This window comes from Mycobacteroides sp. PCS013 (assembly GCF_049532645.1).
Lineage (GTDB): Bacteria > Actinomycetota > Actinomycetes > Mycobacteriales > Mycobacteriaceae > Mycobacterium > Mycobacterium gwanakae.
Genome location: NZ_CP150131.1, coordinates 4,346,132 through 4,365,540, shown reverse-complemented (window position 1 = coordinate 4,365,540; position 19,409 = coordinate 4,346,132). Strand labels below are relative to the sequence as shown.

Sequence of the window (19,409 nt, the reverse complement as noted above, 5' to 3'; positions counted from 1 at the left end):
CTGTGCCGCCGATACCGCAGGTCAGGACGCAGTCCTGCCGAACGCGCGGGCACGGATGTCTACCCTCGGTAGCTTGCGGGCAGCGACACCACGCCGTTAATCCACCCCGACCGGAAGCGGGTGGGCTCCCCGGTCGGCATCAGATCCGGAAGCCTGTCGGCCATGGCATCGAACATGATGCCGATCTCCAGCCGGGCCAGGTTCGCGCCGAGGCAGTAGTGAATGCCGTGTCCGCCGAAGGCCAGATGCGGGTTGGGGTCGCGCTCGATGTTGAAGGTGAACGGGTCGTCGAAAACGTCCTCGTCGAAGTTGGCCGACGCGTAGAACATTCCCACGCGCTGCCCCTTCTGGATCCGCACACCACCGAGATCGACATCCTGCAGTGCCGTGCGCTGGAAGGCGATGATGGGGCTCGCCCACCGGATGATCTCGTCAGCAGTCGTCTGCGGGCGGCACTCGCGGTACAGCTCCCACTGTGCGGGGTTGTCGGCGAAGGCCAGTACCCCATGTGTGATGGCGTTACGAGAGGTCTCGTTCCCCGCGACCATGAGCTGGATGACAAAGTAGGCGAACTCCAGCGGGGTGAGTGGGCGGTCCTCGTACGCGCCCTGGACCAATCCGGTGAGAATGTCGTCGCGCGGATTCAGTTGTCGCTCTTCGGCCATCGCGTAGGCGTAGCCCAGCATAGAGACAGTTGCGGTGGTGGCCGTGTCTTTACCGATCGCCGGGTCGTCGTAGGCGAACATCTGGTTCGTCCAGTCCAGCACTTGTTGGCGGTCCGACTCCGGTATACCCACCAGATCCGCGATGGCATGCATGGGAAGCACCGAGGCGATATCGGACACGAAGTTGCCGCTGGACTTTTCGGCGGCCGCTTCCACGATGCCTCTGGCGCGCACCGCCAGCCGTTCGTGTAATCCGTTGACGGCCTTGGGGGTGAACAGCGGAGACACGATGCGCCGCAGGATGCGGTGTTTCGGCTCATCCATATCGATCAGCAGATTCTCGCGCTGGATATCCAGCTGCTCGGCGGTGATGTCCTCGTTGTAGCGCACCACTGTGGTGTTCAGGCTGTTGGAGAAGACTTCGTTGAGCCGCGATATCTCTTTGACGTCACTGTGTTTGGTCACTACCCAGTAGCCGTCGTCGTCGAATCCGGCCACTCCCCTGGGCTGGGCGTTCCACCAGATGGGTTCGGCCTTGCGGAGATACGCGAACTCCTCGGCGGGGATGCGCTGCTGGATGAGGTCCGGGTCGGTGAAATCGAATCCGGGTGCGAACGGGCACGTGGTCATCGCTTCAAGTACCCCTTGTCGACGGGAATCTGGGCGCCGGTCATGACACCGGATGCGTCGCTGGCGAGCCATGCCACCACCTCGGCGATTTCGGCAGGTTCGACGAGCCTGTCGTTGTCCACCAGTGTCTGGCTGAAGCTCTGCAGATAACCCGGGTACTTCTCGAACATCCGCAGAACCGACTCGTCGGCTGCCAGCGGCGTGTTGGTTCCGTACGGGTGGATGGAGTTGACCCGAATCCCATACTCCCCCAGCTCAACCGCCAGCGAGTTCGTCAAACCCACAACACCGAATTTAGCGGCCACATAGTGGCCGCAGCCGGGCATGGCCTTGATCCCGGCCGATGAGCTGACCGTGATGATGGACCCACCGTTGCCCGCTTCGATCATTGCGGGGACCGCTGCCTTGATGGTGTTCCACACACCGGTCAGATTGACGTCGATGACGTCGCGCCACTGGTCGGCCTCGATCTCCCACAGCCGCGCCCAGCTCGCGATGCCGGCGTTGGCGACCACGATGTCCAGCCGACCGAAGCGGGTGATCGCTTCGTTGATCACCTTCTGCTGTCCGGCGAGGTCCCTTACGTCGATACGTTCTGCGACGATCTCACGGCCCAGTTCCCTTACCGCGGAGACCGTCTCGTCGAAGTCTTCGGCGGTGGTGGCCGGGTATTCGTTATAGGGCGAGGGCTTGTCACAGCTGTCGATGGCCACGATGTCGGCACCATCGGCGGCCAACCGGATGGCGTGTGCGCGGCCCTGCCCGCGCCCCGCCCCGGTGATGTATGCGACCCGGCCGGCCAGTGGTCTATCAGGCTGACTGTTCTGATCTTTTTCCATGGGAAGCCCTCGCTTGGATCGATGCCGGACGAAATGAGTAGTCGGAGAGTCGGGAATGCGCGGAGAACCAGTTCATTTCGCTTACGGTTTGGGGCCGGTAGTAGCGTGCCTCCCCCTTTGAGTTGACGAAGTAGGTGTTCAGTGGCGGTTGGCAGTCGGTCGCGTACAACCGGATCGCCTTGCTCTGGTGGGCCATCCGCCGCACCCATGCGTCAAAGGCACGTTGGCGTACTTCCGCGATCTCTCGGCAGGTCCGCACGGATTCGGCGATGACCCGGGCGGCGTGGCGCGCGTTGGCCTCCACCATGGCGTGCCATCCCCGCCCCTGGTTGCCCTCGGGTCCCACCAACACCCACCGGTTGGGCAGGCCCGGCAGTGCCGCGCCGCCGTAGGTCCGCATTTCGTGGTCGCGGTAGTACTCACCCAGGTCGAATCCGCCGCGGCCCCGCACGGTTCCGGGCCGGTAGTGCTCCGGATCCGTGTAGATCTCATATCCGGTCGCCAATACCAAAAGGTCGACGTCGTGATGGGTGCCGTCTGCCGTCTCGACACCATTCTCGGTGATCCGTGAGATCGGGTCGGTGATCAGTCGGACCGCGCCGGCGTCCACGGCCTGCAGGAAGTCATTGGACAAGATGGTGCGCCGTGCCAGAATTCCGTAGCTTGGCATCAAGGCCTCACGCAGAGCCGGATCGCGGACGGTGTCCGCCAGCAGTTTGCGATACCACCTGCGCGCCATATCGTCGTATCGAGGAATCATCTTGCGCAGCAGCGATTCCGGTAGCAGCGGCAGCAGATGGAACAGCACCGCCTGAGCGGCGTCCATCGATCCGATGATCAGCGCGTTGACGACTGTCAGCACAAACGGCGCGCCGAGAATCCGCTGCCCGCGGGCCGAGATACTCGGGTTGGGTTTGGGAATGATCCATGCGGGGGTGCGCTGAAAGGTGGTGACCGACGCGGCAGTTTCCGCGACTGCGGGGGCGATCTGGATGCCGCTGGAGCCGGTACCGATCACCGCGACGCGCTTACCCGCGTAGTCGTATGAGTGGTCCCACGCGTTGGGCCGCATGATTCTGCCGCGAAAGTCGCCGAGGCCCGGGATGTTCGGGCCGGGTTTGGTGTCGATGTATCCACCCACGGCGCTGATGACATACCGGGCGCGCACCGTCGGCTTCCCGGCGACGGTGAGTTCCCAGTGGCTGCCGCCCTCGTTCCAGCGTTCCGCGGTAACGGCGCTGCCGCCCTGGAAGTGCTTGCGTAAGCCCAAGCGGTCCACCACCGACAGGTGGTAGCGCTGGATATCGGCACCGTCGGCGAAGAGCTTGTTCCACCGGCCGGTTCGCGCAAAGCTCAACTGGTAGAACAAGACCGGGATGTCCACGGCGAGGCCCGGATAGGTGTTATCGCGCCAGGTGCCACCGAAATCGTCGGCACGGTCCAGGATCACGAAATCGTCGATACCCCGCTGGCGCAGGTAGTAAGCGGCGGCGATGCCACCGGGGCCGGCCCCGATGATCGCCACTTGATAGTCGATGTCACTCATGCCAACCCACGCAGAATGAACCGGGAGAAGTAATCCCGCACCACGGCCGGGTCTTTCAGGTCCACGGAGATGGCGGGCAGCACCTCGATGCTCATCAGGGTCCGCATGATCCATTCGGCGCCCTCGGTGGCGTCGACGTCCTTACCGATCTCGCCGCGCTTCTTGGCCGCCTGCACCTGTGGCACCCAAAACTCCACCGAGCGGCGCATCAGGTCGTCACCGCACTCCTCGAGCACCAGCTCCAGCACGTTCGACACGTGCAGGGTCGGATCCAGGCGGTCGGACCAGGCCCGGTGATCGCTGATGCGTACCGCCGCCTCGCCCACCTGCTCGGTCAGCGTGGCTTTGGCGCTCACCGCCCCGGCGAACAGCTCGATGAAGGCGCCCGCGATGAAGCCGACAGCGACATCGATGGCTTCCTTCTTGCCGCCGAACCAGTTGTAGATGGTTCCGCGCGAGACGCCCGCCTCGTCGGCGGCCGCCGAGAGGCTGAAACGCTGGATTCCCGAGCGGACCAGGGTCTGCGCGACGGCCGCAACAATCGGTTCGGGCACCTCACCGCGCGGACCCGCCGTCTTCACGAGCTTCACGTTTGAACACTTTGCGCGAATGTGTTCAAAGTGTCAATAGGCGATCAGCGGCCCTTGCTGGTCCTGGCCAGCAGCTGCTCCACGGGCCACGTATTGATCACTCGTTCTTCCGGTACACCGGCCTCAAGCGCACGCTCGCAGCCATACCCGGAGAACTCTAGTTGTCCCGGAGCATGCGCGTCGGTGTCGATGGAGAAGTCGCAACCGATGTTCAACGCCAAGTCCAGCAGCCTGCGCGGTGGATCGCGTCGCTCCGGGCGCGAGTTGATCTCGACGGCAGTCCCCGAATCGCGGCAGGCCCGAAATACTTCTGCGGCATCGAATTTCGATTCCGCGCGGAGGCCGCGCTCCCCCTCCACCAGCCGCCCCGTGCAATGGCCCAGCACGTCGACGCGCGGGTTGGTCACGGCGGCGATCATGCGGCGGGTCATCGCCGCGGAGTCCATCGCGAGCTTGGAATGCACACTCGCGACAACGATGTCGAGCTGATCCAGAAGCTCAGGGTCCTGGTCCAGATCGCCGTCGTCCAGGATGTCGACCTCGATCCCGGTGAGGATTCGCATGGGCGCCATCTGTTCTCGTAGTCCGTCGATCACCTTCAGCTGAGCACGCAACCGTTCCGCAGACAGCCCGTTGGCGACCCGCAGACGCGGCGAGTGGTCCGTCAGCGCGCAGTATTCGTGTCCGAGCGCCTTAGCGGTGCTCATCATCTCCTCGATGGGCACCGAGCCGTCTGACCAGTTCGAATGCAGATGCAGATCGCCCCTGAGCGCTTCGCGCATGGTGCCACCGCCGGTGCCCGTGACGCTGGCACGTAGTTGTTCGAGCGCAACCGGCACCTTTCCGGACCAGGCTTCGGCGACGACGGTCGCCGTCTTGGGGCCCAGGCCCGTGAGACTCTTCCAGGTCTTGTTGGCACCGTGGCGTTCTCGCTCTTCGGGGCTCAGCGCGGCGATGACGTCCGCGGCCTTGCGGTACGCCATGACGCGGCGCGACTCTTCGCGCGCGAGTTCCTTGTAGTAGGCAACTTCACGCAATGCCGCGACAGGGTCCACCCCCTGGACTCTAGGCGCGCAGCGCCAGCTCCTCATCAAGAATTTCCGGCGGATAGTCCTCGACATCCGTCGACAGCATCGAAAAGTCGTCCGGGTCATCTCGCACCGGCGCACTGCTGAGCCGCAACCAGCTGACGGCGCCGATCATGAAGCACAGGAACACCAACGGGTACCAGCCGCTCATCAGCTGGCCTATCCAGAACGGGCGCAGGTCAAGGAAGTTCCAGTACACCCCGCTGAAGTAGATGGTGGTGTGCCCACGGCCCGGCCGGTGCGGGGTCCACATGAACACCATCGCGAATAGCCCCGCCGCCCGCCAGGCCCAGCCGCTCGACCAGGGTCGCGCGGTCGTGCACGCCTTGGCGACAAGCCAGACGATCGCAGGGGCGAACCATACCCAGTGCGCAGCCCAGCTGAAGGGCGACACCGCGCAACCGGTGAGCCCTACCGACACCACTGCCAGCACGTACTCCCCCCTGCGGTGTGCCCACACCGCGACAGCCATGCCGGCGGCAAGCACCAAGAGGCTCAAGGAAATCCATAGCCACTCCGGGCGCGCGTGCGGAAAGAAGTAGCGCGCCAAGAATCCGTTGATCGACTGATTGGCCAAGTGATCGATGCGGCTGATGTGCGCGGTGTCTCCGAGATGGCTCCAAAACCATGCGCTGTCGCGCGAGAGCAGCGGCCACGTCAACGCCGCGGTGGCGGCGAACGTCGCCGTCGCGATGGCGCAGGCACGCCATTGCCGGGTGAGCAGGAGGTACGGCAGGAAAACCAGCGGCGTGAGCTTGATACCCGCAGCCAGTCCGAGCCCGATCCCCTGCCACCGTCCCGGGTTGGGTCGCGCCAGGTCCAGGAACACCAGCGCCATGAGCAGGACGTTGATCTGCCCCCACCAGAGGGTGGCCTGCACCGGTTCGGCATCGATCACGACAACCGCGAGCGCCGTGGTCGTCACGGCCAGCCGGATATCGGCGCGGATGCCGGCTAGACGCAGGACGCGCCACGTGATGACTGTCAGCGCGGCGATGGACAGCGCGAGCAACAGCCACTTGGCGATATCGAACGAGGCCCAGGCAAGCGGCGCGAGAACCACCGTCGCGAATGGAGGGTAGACGAACCACGCCTGGTTGAGCGCCGGGGCCTCGTACAGCCTCTTGCCCTCCCAGAGGCCGCGTACTGCGGCGCGATAGGTGTTCAGGTCGTAGCCGTTTTCGGTCAGTCCGAAGAACCGCGTATCGAACGGGACGAGGCCGTTGTGCAGCACCATTGCAGCTCCGGCCACGATCAGCGCACTCAGAACGGCGCCCCGCGGCAGCCGCATCTCCCCACCCCAGTTGTGCATCGGCCAGATTTTACGGCCGCTGGGCCAGTTACGACGCGGCGCCGATCTTCGTCTCTTCCTGCCACACCGCCGCGATGTCGTTGAGGTCGAGATGCAATGCGGCGGCCAGCTGCACGACGGCACCGAACGCGGGTGTCGGGAGCCGCCCGGTTTCAATCTTGCGCAGGGTTTCCGGAGAGATTCCGGACGCGCGGGCGACATCGTCCAGCGGTCGGTCGCCCCGAGCGGAGCGCAACAGCCCACCCAGACGCTTCCCCGCGGCGAGTTGTTCTGCGGTGAGCGGCTGCCGAACCATGGCGCCGACTCTAGTCTTGGTATTTAAATACCGAAAGCCCTAAGGTGGTATTTAAATACCGTCCAGGAGGTTCGCGTGATCGAGTTAAAATCGCCCGCAGAGATCGCGCACATGCGAGTGACCGGCGAGTTTGTCGCCTCGGTGCTCTCCGAGCTGTCGGCCATCGCCGCGCCTGGCGTCAATCTGCTGCACCTGGAGCAGCGGGCGCGCGCAATGGTCACAGAACGCGGCGCGGTTTCCTGCTACTGGGATTACTCCCCCTCGTTCGGGCGCGGACCGTTCCGCAATGTCATCTGCCTGTCGGTGAATGACGCAGTACTGCACGGGCTTCCACACGATTACGTGCTGGCCGACGGCGACCTGCTGAGCATGGATTTCGCGGTGAGTATCGACGGCTGGGTGGCCGATTCCGCGGTGAGCGTCATCGTCGGCACCCCGGACCCCGAGGACATACGACTGATCGACACCACCCGCGCCGCCCTGGATGCGGCCATCGCGGCCGCTCAGCCGGGTAACCGGCTCGGCGATATCTCCGCGGCCGTCGCCGCGGTGGCCGAGGGTGGCGGGTATCGGATCAACACCGATTTCGGCGGGCACGGGCTGGGGCGGACCATGCACGAGGACCCCCATGTTCCGAACAAGGGGACGGCCGGGCGCGGAATGACCTTGAAGCCGGGCCTGACGCTCGCGCTGGAGCCATGGTTCGGCCGGGGAACCCATCGGCTGACCGTCGATCCAGACGGTTGGACGCTCCGGCTGGCCGACGGGTCTCGGGGCGCGCATTCCGAGCACACCATCGCGATCACCGAGGACGGGCCACAGGTGCTCACGCTACGGAGTTAAGCGGGATCGGCCACCAGCATCATCCGCTACCGCCTACGACAGAGACGGTTACGGATCGATAACGATCTTGAATACCGGGCGTGTTCGCACCTCGACACGCCCGATGGCTGTCGCGAGCAACGCTCAGTGGCTGAAGCGCAGGAGCTCTTCGGGAGTGATCAGTCGCTCGTTCTTCGCAGGGAAACTATGACTCTTCATGGGATGACGGAGCAGTGACCAGGCAATTCGGCCAACCCATGTCTTCGTAACGGGTGTGTTGGGCACGAGAACATCTCCTGCGTCGGCAAGCTTTCAGAACCAGGCAGTAGCATAACGCAAATTCCGACCTAGATCACGTGTCACACCGACAACAAGCAAACATGTCAGGTAACACGAGGTGAAATCGCCCGGAGCTACCGGCCCTCGCGAGCCCGGCAACGCCGACCAGGAAGCTCAGCGCTGTGGCGCGGCAGTCGGCTTGATCGGCGCGGGCAGCGCCGTCTCACCGGTCAGGTACTCGTCCACCGCGGCAGCGGCGGAACGACCCTCGGCAATCGCCCACACAATCAGCGACTGGCCCCGGCCCATATCGCCGGCCACGAACACGCCGTCCACCGACGTCGCATACGCGCCATCGCGCGCCACATTGCCGCGGTCGGTGAGTTCCACGCCCAGGTTCTCCAGCAGGCCCGGCTTCTCCGGACCCACGAATCCCATTGCCAGGAAGACGATGTCGGCCTCCAGCTCGAAGTCCGAGCCCTCGACCTTCTCGAACTTTCCGGCGTTGAAGACGACCTCGTGGGCTCGCAAACCGGTCACCTTGCCGTCCTCGCCGAGGAACCGCTCGGTGTTGACGGCGTAGATCCGCTCGCCGCCCTCTTCGTGCGCGGAGGCCACCCGGAACAGCGTTGGGTAGGTCGGCCACGGGTCGCGCTCGGAACGGAGCTCCGGCGGCTTGGGCATGATCTCGAACTGCTGGACGCTTGCCGCACCCTGTCGGTGCGCGGTACCCAGGCAATCAGCACCCGTGTCGCCGCCGCCAATGATGATGACGCGCTTGTCTTTTGCGGTGATCGGGGGCTGCCCGTCCTCATCCACGACGTCGTCGCCCAGCTGCACCTTGTTGGCCCAGGGCAAGTACTCCATGGCCTGGTAGATGCCCTGGAGCTCGCGTCCCGGAACCGGAAGGTCACGCCAAGCCGTCGCCCCGCCCGCGAGCACCACCGCATCGAATTTCGCGCGCAGCTCATCGGCGGTGATGTCGACGCCGACGTTCACTCCGGCCTCGAAAACCGTGCCCTCGGCCCGCATCTGGTCCAACCGCCGATCGATGTGGCGCTTTTCCATCTTGAACTCGGGAATGCCGTACCGCAGCAGACCACCGATGCGGTCTGCCCGCTCATACACGGTGACATCATGTCCGGCACGCGTAAGTTGCTGTGCCGCAGCCAAACCAGCCGGGCCCGAACCAACCACCGCGACCTTCTTGCCGGTCTTCACCTCGGATGGAATGGGCTTGACCCAGTCGTTTTCGAAGGCGTTGTCGATCAGTTCGACCTCGACCTGCTTGATGGTCACCGGGTCCTGGTTGATGCCCAGTACACACGACGCCTCACAGGGCGCGGGGCAGAGCCGGCCGGTGAATTCCGGGAAGTTGTTGGTGGCGTGCAGCCGCTCGATGGCCTCACGCCAGTTTCCGCGGTACACCATGTCGTTCCACTCGGGAATCAAGTTACCCAGGGGGCAACCCTTGTGGCAGAACGGAATTCCACAGTCCATGCATCGCGACGCCTGCGTCTGCAGGGCCGTGTGCTCGAAGTCTTCGTAGACCTCTTTCCAGTCGAGCAACCGCAACGGCACGGGACGCCGCTTCGGCAGTTCGCGGGTGGTGTGAGTCAGAAAGCCGCTTGGGTCACCCACGAGCTGCCGCCATGATCGCCTCGTTCACATCGCCTCCGGTCAGCTCCGCGTCGGCAATGGCCTCCAGCACGCGACGGTAGTCGCGAGGCATCACCTTGACGAAGGAGTCGCTTTGGCCGCTCCAGTCGGCCAGAATGCGTTGTCCGACAGCAGAGTCGGTCGCCGCTACGTGCTTTTCGATCAGGCTGCGCAGCACCTGCTCATCGTCAGGATCCAGCGCGTCCACATCGACCATCTCGTCGTTGAGGTTGTCCACCAGCTGTTTGGCCGGGTCGTACACATAGGCCACACCGCCGGACATCCCCGCGGCGAAGTTGCGCCCGGTCGGGCCGAGCACCACCACGGTGCCGCCGGTCATGTACTCGCAGCCGTGATCGCCCACGCCTTCGACGACAGCGGATGCACCCGAGTTGCGCACCGCGAACCGCTCGCCCACCAGTCCGTTGAGGAAGGCCTCACCGCTGGTGGCGCCGAACAGAATGACGTTTCCGCCGATGATGTTCTTCTCGGCCTCAAAGTCTGCCGGTGCCTCGCGGGAGGGGCGCACCGCGATGTGCCCGCCGGACAGTCCCTTGCCCACGTAGTCGTTGGCATCGCCGAACAACCGCAACGTGATGCCACGCGGCACGAACGCGCCGAAGCTGTTCCCCGCCGAGCCGGTGAAGGTGATGTCGATGGTGTCGTCCGGAAGTCCCTCGCCGCCATAGGCCTTGGTGACCTCGTGCCCAAGCATGGTGCCGACAGTCCGGTTGACGTTGGTGATCAGCGTCTCGAACTTCACCGGAGTACCGCGATCGAGGGCCTCGCGGCTCATCACGATCAGCTGCTGGTCCAGCGCCTTCTCCAGGCCGTGGTCCTGCGACCCACTGCAGTACAGGTCCTGGTTCATGAACGCCGACTCCGGCTCCGTCAGCACCGGGGTCAGATCGATCTTGCTGGCCTTCCAGTGCGCGATCGCCTTCTCGGTGTCCAGCGCGCCAACCTGGCCGACGGCCTCGTTGACGGTGCGGAAACCGAGCTCGGCCATCAGCTCCCGGACTTCCTCGGCGATGAACAGGAAGAAGTTCTCCACGAACTCCGGCTTGCCGTTGAACCGCTGGCGCAGCACGGGGTTTTGCGTGGCCACACCCACCGGGCAGGTGTCCAGGTGGCAGACGCGCATCATGATGCAGCCCGAGACGACCAGGGGAGCGGTCGCGAAACCGAACTCCTCGCCGCCCAGCAACATGGCGATCATCACGTCGCGACCGGTCTTGAGCTGGCCGTCGACCTGCACGACGATGCGGTCACGCAGACCGTTGAGCAACAACGTCTGCTGTGTCTCGGCCAGACCCAGCTCCCACGGCGCACCCGCGTGCTTCATGGAGGTCAGCGGGGTGGCACCGGTGCCGCCGTCGTGCCCCGAAATGAGCACCACGTCGGCGTGGGCCTTCGAAACACCCGTGGCGACCGTGCCAACACCGTTCTCCGACACCAGCTTCACGTGGATACGCGCCTGCGGGTTGGAGTTCTTCAGATCGTGGATCAGCTGCGCCAGGTCCTCGATCGAGTAGATGTCGTGGTGTGGCGGCGGGGAGATCAGTCCCACGCCGGGTGTGGAGTGCCGCACCTCGGCTACCCATGGGTAGACCTTGTGCGCGGGCAGCTGCCCACCCTCGCCGGGCTTGGCGCCCTGCGCCATCTTGATCTGGATGTCGGTGCAGTTGCTCAGGTAGTGCGAAGTCACACCGAACCGGCCGGAGGCCACCTGCTTGATGGCACTGCGACGCCAGTCGCCATTCTCATCGGGCGTGAATCGACGCGGATCCTCGCCGCCCTCACCGGAGTTCGATCGAGCACCGAGGCGGTTCATCGCGATCGCCAGGGTCTCGTGCGCCTCGGCAGAGATCGAGCCGAAGCTCATCGCCCCGGTCGAGAAACGCTTCACAATCTCGCTGGCGGGCTCTACCTCGTCCAGCGGAACCGGCGCGCGCCCAGTGTCTTCGGAGGACTTGAACTTCAGCAGACCGCGCAGCGAAGCCATCCGCTCGCTCTGGTCGTCGACCAACTGGGTGTACTCCTTGAAGACCGAGTACTGGCCGGTCCGGGTGGAGTGCTGCAGCTTGAACACCGTGTCGGGGTTGAACAGGTGGTACTCGCCCTCACGCCGCCACTGGTACTCACCACCGACCTCGAGCTCCCGGTGCGCCCATTCTTCGGGGCGCTCCAGGAAGGCCAGGTGGTGACGGGAGGCAACGTCGGCGGCGATCTCGTCCAGACCGATACCGCCTGTCGGACAAGCCAATCCGGTGAAGTACTCGTTGAGCAGCTCCGGTGACAGGCCGATGGCCTGGAAGAGCTGGGCACCCGTGTAGGAGGCCAGGGTGGAGATGCCCATCTTGGACATGACCTTGAGCACGCCCTTGCCCGCGGCCTTGATGTAGTTGCGGATCGCCTTGTCGCGCTCCACACCCGAGATCATGCCGCGGTCGATCAGATCTTCGATGGACTCGAAGGCCATGTAGGGGTTGACGGCGGCCGCACCGAAACCGACCAGTGCCGCCACATGGTGCACCTCGCGGGCGTCTCCGGCCTCGACCACCAGACCGACCTTGGTGCGGGACCGCTCGCGTACGAGGTGGTGGTGCACCGCGGCAACAGCCAACAGTGAAGGGATCGGCGCCATCTGATCGTCCGACTCGCGATCGGACAAGATGATCACCTGGGCGCCGCCTGCGATGGCCGCGGAGACCTCCGCGCGCACCGACTCCAGGGCGGTCCGCAGTCCCGCACCGCCCTCGGCAACCGGATACAGGCAGCGAATCACGCGACTGGAGAAGCCATGCGGACGCCCGTTGACCTCGTCCGAAGGGTCGAGGTGGATGAGCTTGTCCAGCTCGTCGTTGTGCAACACCGGCTGCGGCAGCAGGATCTGGTGGCACGACTCGGCGGTCGGGTTCAACAGATCGCCCTCGGGGCCAATCACACCGCCAAGGCTGGTGACGACCTCCTCGCGGATGGCGTCCAGCGGAGGATTGGTGACCTGCGCGAAAAGCTGCTGGAAGTAGTCGAACAGCATCCGGGACCGGTTGGACAGCACGGCAATCGGGGTATCGGTGCCCATTGAGCCGAGTGCCTCGGCACCCGTGCGGGCCATCGGCGCCACCAGGAGGTTGATCTCCTCATAGGTGTACCCGAATACCTGCTGGCGCAACACGATCCGGTTGTGCGGCATGTGCTGGTGCGGGCGGTCCGGCAGCTGCTCCAGGCGCACCAGACCCTCGTCGATCCACTTCTGGTACGGCTCCGCGGCGGCGAGTTCCGCCTTGACCTCTTCATCGGAGACGATGCGGCCCTGGGTGGTGTCCACCAGGAACATGCGGCCGGGCTGCAGGCGAGTGCGCTGCACGACGGTGGAGGGGTCCAGATCCAGCACACCGGCCTCGGAGGCCATCACGACCAGTCCGTCGTTGGTCACCCAAACACGGGACGGGCGTAGGCCGTTGCGGTCGAGCACGGCGCCGACAATGGTGCCGTCGGTGAAACAGACCGAGGCCGGCCCGTCCCAGGGCTCCATGAGGGATGCGTGGTACTCGTAAAACGCGCGGCGCTGCGGGTCCATGGACTCGTGCCGCTCCCACGCCTCGGGGATCATCATCAGCACCGCGTGGTGCAGGGGGCGGCCACCCAGGTGCAGCAGTTCCAGTGCCTCGTCGAACCGCGCCGTGTCCGAGGCACCGCGCGTACAGATGGGGAAGATCTTGTCGAGCTGGGCAGGATCGCCGAAGGCATCGGTCTTGATGAGCGCCTCACGGGCCCGCATCCAATTCTCGTTACCCGCGACGGTGTTGATCTCACCGTTGTGCGCCACCCGGCGGTAGGGGTGCGCCAGGGGCCAGGACGGGAAGGTGTTGGTGGAGAAGCGCGAATGCACGATGCCCAGTGCGCTCTCGACGCGCTCGTCCTGCAGGTCGAGGTAGAACGCCCGCAGCTGCGGAGTGGTCAGCATGCCCTTGTAGACGAAGGTGCGGCCGGAAAGGCTCGGGAAATAGACGGTTTCCTCGCCGAGGCTGCCCCGGCCCGATCCCTGGTTGCCCAGCTCGTGCTCGATGCGCTTGCGCACCACGTAGACGCGCCGCTCCAGGTCGATACCGGAGGCACCGGAGATGAAGAGCTGCCGGAAGGTGGGCATGGCGTCGCGGGCGAGAGCTCCCAGCGATGAGTCGTCGTGCGGAACCTCACGCCAACCCAGAACGGTCAAACCCTCTGCCTCGACGATCTTGTCGACGGCCTCGCACGCCGCCGCCGCGTCCTTGGATCCCTGAGGCAGAAACGCGATACCCGAGGCGTAGCTGCCCTCGGCGGGCAGTTCGAAGTCCACGACAGCGCGGAAGAACTTGTCCGGGATCTGCAGCATGATTCCGGCGCCGTCACCGCTATTGGGCTCGGCTCCCGCGGCACCACGGTGCTCCAGGTTCAGCAGTGCGGTGATGGCCTTGTCCACAATGTCGCGGCTGCGCCGGCCGTGCATATCCACGACCATGGCGACACCGCACGCATCGTGCTCGTAGGCCGGGTTGTAGAGCCCGGTCGCGGGGTGTGGCATGGCTGCTCGTCTCGTCTCCAGGGCCTCCCTGGGTGCACAGGCTGTATGCACCCGTCAATGCCCTCCTCGAAGGTGCCCCACAGACCGGCACGGGGTGGTGCTCAAACCCCGGGGCTGGCCCGTTGGCCCTTGTCCGTAGCGTCCTTCTCGGCCGTCTGCTTCGTGGGCTCGCGGCGATGAACCGCTTGCGTGAAGAGCATCCGGCTCCGACGATGAGGCACCCGCCGGACACCGTTGACCAGCGGATCTCGTGCCCCGACGCGACAAGTAATCAAAACGATATGTCAGGAACCCCGGTGGACGCCAACTCGGGTGGTTAGATGGCGCGACACCTTGCGGCGTCGTTCTCTCAACGTGTAGGTCAACGCCCGTTTCCTCGATAAACACCACCGGACCCCTTTACCAAACGCTGCGTCTTTTTTGACCCCCGTTTGGTGATTTACAATCTCCGCTATCACGTAAGCGCGCTCGGTGCGCAGGATTCGGAGGATGCATGACATCCGGCAGTGCACAGCGCAACAGCCTGGTGGTGGTGACCGGCGGCGGAAGCGGCATCGGCCGCGAAACCGCGTTGGCCTTCGCCCGCCAGGAGGCCCGTGTCGTTGTCGCCGATATCAACCTCGACACCGCCAACGAGACCGTCGGCCTCGTGGAGAAATTGGGCGGCACCGCCCATCCTTATGCCCTGGATGTATCCGACGAGAGCGCCGTGACCGCGTTCGCCGATGAAGTCTGCGCCACGCACGGAGTGCCGGACGTCTTGATCAACAACGCCGGCATCGGCCAGGCCGGACGATTCTTCGATACGCCGTCGGCGGACTTCCAGCGCGTGCTCAACATCAATCTCAATGGAGTCGTGTACGGCTGCCGCGCGTTCGGCCCCCGAATGGCTGCGCGCAAGAGCGGTCACATCGTCAACATCTCCAGTGCCGCCGCGTACACGCCGATCCCCGAGATGGGCGCCTACGCCACCAGTAAGGCCGCCGTGTTCATGTTCTCCGACGTGCTGCGCGGCGAGCTCGCCCGCGCGAAGGTGAAGGTCAGCACCATCTGCCCGGGCATCGTCAACACGAACATCATTCGCACCACGCAGTTTTCCGGTCTGTCGGCCGAGGACCAGGCCAAGCGCCAGCGGCAGGGCGCGGGACTGTACGCCAAACGCGGCTACGGCCCGGAGAAGGTGGCCAAGGGCATCGTGAATGCCGTCCTCAAAGGCAAGTCGGTCGTCCCGGTCACTCCGGAAGCACACATGCAGTACCACCTCAGCCGCCTGGCCCCGGCGCTGAACCGGCTCTTCTGGGGCAGCCTTGGCAACAAACTCAACAAATAGGAGGACACCATGGCGCGCAACACAACTGAGGCCACCGGCCTGCACGTCGTACCCACTGAGCCCGGCGAGGTGGTGCTCCGGCCGCGCAATGTCCAGTTCGACACCAGCCACACGCCGCTGCACTGGATCCCCAACGAGCCCATCGTCTCGCATTTCATCTCGGCCTTCAATCTCCTTCTGCCGGAGGGTGAGCGGGCATTCGTCGACACCTTCACCCGCGCGTTGCCGTATGTGAAGGACGACAAGATCCGCGAGGCGATGATCGGATTCATGGGCCAGGAGGCCGTGCACGCCGAGACCCACAGCAAGGTGCTGGGCGACTTCCTGGAGAAGAACGGCATCAACGTCGCGCCCGCGATCACCCAGATCGAATACATCACACACATGCTGGAGCGCACCAACGAGCTGCGCAGCGAGAAGCTCCGGTACCGCGTGATGGTGGAGAAGCTGGCCCTCATCGCTGGTATCGAACACTTCACCGCCGTGCTCGGCGACTGGGTGCTCAACCACCCCTTCGAGAAGTTCAACGCCGACGCGGAGATGGTTGACCTGTTCCGCTGGCACGGCGCCGAAGAGGTCGAGCACCGAAGCGTCGCATACGACGTGGCCCGGTACTTCCAGATCCGCCGCGGGCACATGATGCTGACCTTCGTGCTGGCCACCATGCTGCTGGTGGGCGTGATGCTCCGCTACACCAAGTTCTTGGTGCGGCAGGACCCGTCGCTGCCCAACTATGGCGTCTTCGGCGTGCTGCGGCAGATGAACAAGGCCATGAAGCGGGGAGCGTTCTTGCGGTGGCGCGAGCTGGCCAAGTCGGCCATGGAATTCATGCGTCCCGGCTTCTCACCCGACCAGGTGGGCAGCACGGCGCAGGCGGTGGCATACCTGAGTACGTCACCCGCCGCGAAGGCCGCGGCCGGCTACTGATGTTCGATCGCTTTCGCCGCACTCCGCAGCCCACCCCCAAGCGCAAACGGCCCTCGCTGCCGCCCACGCTGTACGGCACCCTGCCGGTGTCGCCCACGATCGCACTCGGCAGCGTGCTGTTCCCGGTCGCGGTCCGGGCCATCGGCGCCCTGCTGATTCTCAAGAAACCGCCCGAGAACCACGTCGACCGCACGCTGACGCTGGTGGTGAAGGACCGCTGGATCGAGGCGAAGGATCAGGACGTCGCCAGCCTGGTGCTCGCCGCACCCGACGGCGAACGCCTTCCGCCGTGGCATCCCGGCGCACACCTGGATCTACTGCTGCCGTCGGGCCGGATGCGGCAGTACTCACTGTGCGGCGACGTCTCCGACCCGTACCACTACCGCATCGCCGTGCGTCGTATCCCCGAGGGCGGCGGTGGCTCCATCGAGGTGCATGACGCGCTTCAGATCGGCGCCACCGTGTCGATCCTCGGACCGCGCAACGCCTTCCCGCTCGCGATGACCCAGCCCGGACCGCGCAAGCTGCACTTCGTGGCCGGCGGCATCGGCATCACACCGATCCTGTCCATGATCGCCTTCGCCGAGCAGCTGGGTAAGCCATGGACCATGGTGTACACCGGCCGGAACCGCGATTCGCTCCCGTTCCTCAACGAGCTCAAACGCTTTGGTGATCGGGTCATCGTGCGGACCGACGATCAGTCGGGTCTGCCGACCGCCAATGACCTGCTGCCCGAGGTGGGCGAGAACGACGCGGTGTACTGCTGTGGCCCCGCACCGATGCTCGCCGTCCTGCAGCGGCGCCTACTCGAAATGCCTTCGGTGGAACTGCATTTCGAGCGATTTGCCGCCGCACCCGTGGTGGATGGTCATCCCTTCGAGGTACAGCTGGGCCCCGGTGGGCCGGTGCTCGAGGTGCCCGCCGATCGCACGGCGCTGGACGTCATCAAGAAGCAGCTGCCGCATGTGGCGTATTCATGCCAGCAGGGTTTCTGCGGTACCTGCAGAGTGAATGTGCTCGCAGGCACCGTCGACCATCGGGACCAGATCCTCACCGAATCCCAGCGAGACGAGGGACAGATTCTGACCTGCGTATCGCGCGGGGAAGGGCGCCTGGTTCTGGATCTGCCCGCCGAGTAACACCTCTGCGCCGAGGCCGAGGTTGTGGCGAATTTGTGCGAGACGTATGCGCCATAACCTCGGTCTGGGTGAGGCGTTTCCCCATCGGTTCACCGAGCGTTCATCGGTTCCCTGGAAACTGGCCCGATGCGCATCTCCCACGCAGTCATCGCCCTCACCTCGACACTGATCCTGGCCCTTGCTCCGTCCGCGGCCGCCGCACCGCCCTCGGACGCTCCCGAGGTGCCTGTCGGCGAGATCGCCAAGACCGGTGGCGCCAACCGTACGCAGGGCGGACGTGACGGCGACAAGGCGGCAGATCTGCGGAATTCGGTGCAGGGCCGCAACGCCAAGAACGTCATCCTGCTGATCGGTGATGGCATGGGAACCTCGGAGATCACCTCGGCGCGCAACTACCAGCACGGCGCCGCCGGGACCCTTCCCGGACTCGACGCGCTGCCCATCACCGGTGAGTACACCACGTTCGCGCTCACCAAGGACGGTCCCGAGAAGGGCAAGCCGGACTACGTGACCGACTCGGCGGCTTCAGGCACCGGGTGGGCGACCGGGACCAAGACCTACAACGGAGCCATCTCGGTCGACCTCGACGGCAAGCCCCTGGACACGATCCTGGAGATCGTGCAGAAGCAGGGATTCGCCACCGGAAACGTCACCACCGCGGAGCTGCAGGACGCCACCCCGGCGGTGCTCACCGCCCATGTCGTCGATCGGGACTGCAAGGGCCCCAAGGAGACCCTCGAGAAGTGCGCGGGCAACGCCGTCGACAACGGCGGCAAGGGCTCGATCTCCGAGCAGCTGGTGGCCACCCGGGCCGATATCAGCCTCGGCGGCGGCGGTAAGTACTTCGAGGAGACCATCACCGCCGGCGAGCACAAGGGCAAGACCTCACTGGATGTCGCCAAGGCCGCCGGATACCAGCTGCCCACCACTGCGGGTGATCTGAACAAGGTAGGCAGCCTGGACAATCCGGTGCTCGGTGTGTTCGCGAAGGGCAACCTGCCGGTGCAGTGGGACAAGGTGCCCGCGGCGGTTCCCAACGGCGGCAAGCTGCCCGCAACCACCTGCCGGCCCAACCCCGAGCTGCCCAAAGACCAACCTCAACTGTCCGCGATGACCACCAAAGCCATTGACCTGCTGGTGAACTCGAAAAAGGGGCAGGACAAGGGCTTCTTCCTGCAGGTGGAGTCGGCGTCGATCGACAAGCAGGATCACGCGGCCAACATCTGCGGTCAGATCGGTGAGACCATCGCGCTGGACGAGGCCGTCGCGGCGGCGCTGGACTTCGCCCGCAAGGACGGCAACACCCTGGTCATCGTGACCGCCGATCACGGGCACTCCTCGCTCATCGTTCCCGAGGACTTCGACAACCCCACCGCCCTGTCGGTCGCGGTGAAGACGGCCGACGGCGCCACCATGCGGATCATGTATCCCACCGCGCCAGAGGGGGAGTCGCAGACGCACACGGGAACGCAGGTGCGCATCGCCGCCTACGGGCCGGGTGCCGCGAACGTCTCCGGACTCACCGATCAGACCGACAACTTCAACACGATCGTCGGTGCGCTGCTCGGATCCAAGAGCCCCGACGCCTCGAACGGCCCGTCCTGGTGGCTGGCCGGAGGGATTGCGGTGGTGGCAGCCGCGCTGGGCGCCGCCGCCACGTTCTTCTTGGGCAGGCGCGGGGCCTGACGGCCACGCGCACCGGGCTCGAACAGCCGAGTGGG

Annotated in this window: 14 protein-coding genes; 5 read left to right on the top strand and 9 right to left on the bottom strand. The window is 65.1% G+C overall.

The annotated features are described in order from the left end of the window. Positions 1 to 59: 59 nt before the first annotated feature. From RHO23_RS21685 to RHO23_RS21655, 7 genes are read right to left on the bottom strand one after another with little or no spacing between them, the layout of a single operon-like run. Positions 60 to 1,295: a cytochrome P450 gene (locus RHO23_RS21685; RefSeq protein WP_423488326.1), complete on the bottom strand. Its 1,236-nt coding sequence runs from the start codon at positions 1,293 to 1,295 to the stop codon at positions 60 to 62. Then, complete coding sequence (locus RHO23_RS21680; RefSeq protein WP_423488325.1) at positions 1,292 to 2,134, bottom strand: mycofactocin-coupled SDR family oxidoreductase; 843 nt, start codon at positions 2,132 to 2,134, stop codon at positions 1,292 to 1,294. Before RHO23_RS21680 ends, RHO23_RS21685 begins: the two co-directional genes overlap by 4 nt. Then, positions 2,106 to 3,680 (bottom strand): flavin-containing monooxygenase, encoded by a 1,575-nt coding sequence (locus tag RHO23_RS21675; RefSeq protein ID WP_423488324.1) that lies wholly within the window; start codon positions 3,678 to 3,680, stop codon positions 2,106 to 2,108. The genes RHO23_RS21680 and RHO23_RS21675 overlap by 29 nt, the downstream gene beginning before the upstream one ends. Next, entirely contained in the window at positions 3,677 to 4,270 is a 594-nt protein-coding gene (locus tag RHO23_RS21670; RefSeq protein WP_057967340.1) for a TetR/AcrR family transcriptional regulator, read from the bottom strand. Before RHO23_RS21670 ends, RHO23_RS21675 begins: the two co-directional genes overlap by 4 nt. Before the next feature lie 44 nt (positions 4,271 to 4,314). Continuing rightward, positions 4,315 to 5,325 (bottom strand): PHP domain-containing protein, encoded by a 1,011-nt coding sequence (locus RHO23_RS21665; protein ID WP_264918103.1) that lies wholly within the window; start codon positions 5,323 to 5,325, stop codon positions 4,315 to 4,317. 10 nt (positions 5,326 to 5,335) lie between these two features. Then, a complete protein-coding gene (locus RHO23_RS21660; protein WP_423488323.1) occupies positions 5,336 to 6,670 on the bottom strand; it encodes a glycosyltransferase 87 family protein in 1,335 nt (444 codons plus the stop codon). A 28-nt stretch (positions 6,671 to 6,698) separates the two neighbouring features. Continuing rightward, positions 6,699 to 6,965 (bottom strand): helix-turn-helix domain-containing protein, encoded by a 267-nt coding sequence (locus RHO23_RS21655; protein ID WP_064407512.1) that lies wholly within the window; start codon positions 6,963 to 6,965, stop codon positions 6,699 to 6,701. 75 nt (positions 6,966 to 7,040) lie between these two features. On the opposite strand from RHO23_RS21655, the gene map reads away from it, so the two are divergent. Then, a complete protein-coding gene (map, locus tag RHO23_RS21650; RefSeq protein WP_423488322.1) occupies positions 7,041 to 7,808 on the top strand; it encodes a type I methionyl aminopeptidase in 768 nt (255 codons plus the stop codon). A gap of 432 nt (positions 7,809 to 8,240) precedes the next feature. Here map and RHO23_RS21645 read toward each other — a convergent pair whose 3' ends face one another. Further along, positions 8,241 to 9,707 carry a glutamate synthase subunit beta gene (locus tag RHO23_RS21645; protein WP_423488321.1) on the bottom strand — a complete coding sequence of 489 codons (1,467 nt, stop codon included), beginning with the start codon at positions 9,705 to 9,707 and terminating at the stop codon, positions 8,241 to 8,243. Then, positions 9,700 to 14,292 carry a glutamate synthase large subunit gene (gene gltB / locus RHO23_RS21640; protein WP_057967345.1) on the bottom strand — a complete coding sequence of 1,531 codons (4,593 nt, stop codon included), beginning with the start codon at positions 14,290 to 14,292 and terminating at the stop codon, positions 9,700 to 9,702. Before gltB ends, RHO23_RS21645 begins: the two co-directional genes overlap by 8 nt. A gap of 493 nt (positions 14,293 to 14,785) precedes the next feature. Between gltB and RHO23_RS21635 the strand changes: the two genes are divergently transcribed. The 4 genes from RHO23_RS21635 to phoA all read left to right on the top strand — a co-directional run bounded on the left by RHO23_RS21635 (position 14,786) and on the right by phoA (position 19,374). Further along, complete coding sequence (locus RHO23_RS21635) at positions 14,786 to 15,622, top strand: SDR family NAD(P)-dependent oxidoreductase (RefSeq protein WP_423488320.1); 837 nt, start codon at positions 14,786 to 14,788, stop codon at positions 15,620 to 15,622. 9 nt (positions 15,623 to 15,631) lie between these two features. Continuing rightward, positions 15,632 to 16,549, top strand: a complete 918-nt coding sequence (locus RHO23_RS21630; protein WP_030096193.1) for a metal-dependent hydrolase — start codon at positions 15,632 to 15,634, stop codon at positions 16,547 to 16,549. After that, positions 16,549 to 17,688 carry a PDR/VanB family oxidoreductase gene (locus RHO23_RS21625; protein ID WP_057967347.1) on the top strand — a complete coding sequence of 380 codons (1,140 nt, stop codon included), beginning with the start codon at positions 16,549 to 16,551 and terminating at the stop codon, positions 17,686 to 17,688. The genes RHO23_RS21630 and RHO23_RS21625 overlap by 1 nt, the downstream gene beginning before the upstream one ends. 126 nt (positions 17,689 to 17,814) lie before the next feature. Further along, complete coding sequence (phoA, locus tag RHO23_RS21620) at positions 17,815 to 19,374, top strand: alkaline phosphatase (RefSeq protein ID WP_423488319.1); 1,560 nt, start codon at positions 17,815 to 17,817, stop codon at positions 19,372 to 19,374. Positions 19,375 to 19,409: the final 35 nt, after the last annotated feature.

Bases quoted from the DNA above. Each gene is read 5' to 3' on its own strand.
- RHO23_RS21625 (WP_057967347.1), top strand. From the start codon at position 16,549: ATGTTCGATCGCTTTCGCCGCACTCCGCAGCCCACCCCCAAGCGCAAA.
- RHO23_RS21680 (WP_423488325.1), bottom strand. From the start codon at position 2,134: ATGGAAAAAGATCAGAACAGTCAGCCTGATAGACCACTGGCCGGCCGG.
- RHO23_RS21655 (WP_064407512.1), bottom strand. From the start codon at position 6,965: ATGGTTCGGCAGCCGCTCACCGCAGAACAACTCGCCGCGGGGAAGCGT.
- RHO23_RS21685 (WP_423488326.1), bottom strand. From the start codon at position 1,295: ATGACCACGTGCCCGTTCGCACCCGGATTCGATTTCACCGACCCGGAC.
- RHO23_RS21660 (WP_423488323.1), bottom strand. From the start codon at position 6,670: ATGCACAACTGGGGTGGGGAGATGCGGCTGCCGCGGGGCGCCGTTCTG.
- RHO23_RS21675 (WP_423488324.1), bottom strand. From the start codon at position 3,680: ATGAGTGACATCGACTATCAAGTGGCGATCATCGGGGCCGGCCCCGGT.
- gltB (WP_057967345.1), bottom strand. From the start codon at position 14,292: ATGCCACACCCCGCGACCGGGCTCTACAACCCGGCCTACGAGCACGAT.
- phoA (WP_423488319.1), top strand. From the start codon at position 17,815: ATGCGCATCTCCCACGCAGTCATCGCCCTCACCTCGACACTGATCCTG.
- RHO23_RS21630 (WP_030096193.1), top strand. From the start codon at position 15,632: ATGGCGCGCAACACAACTGAGGCCACCGGCCTGCACGTCGTACCCACT.
- RHO23_RS21635 (WP_423488320.1), top strand. From the start codon at position 14,786: ATGACATCCGGCAGTGCACAGCGCAACAGCCTGGTGGTGGTGACCGGC.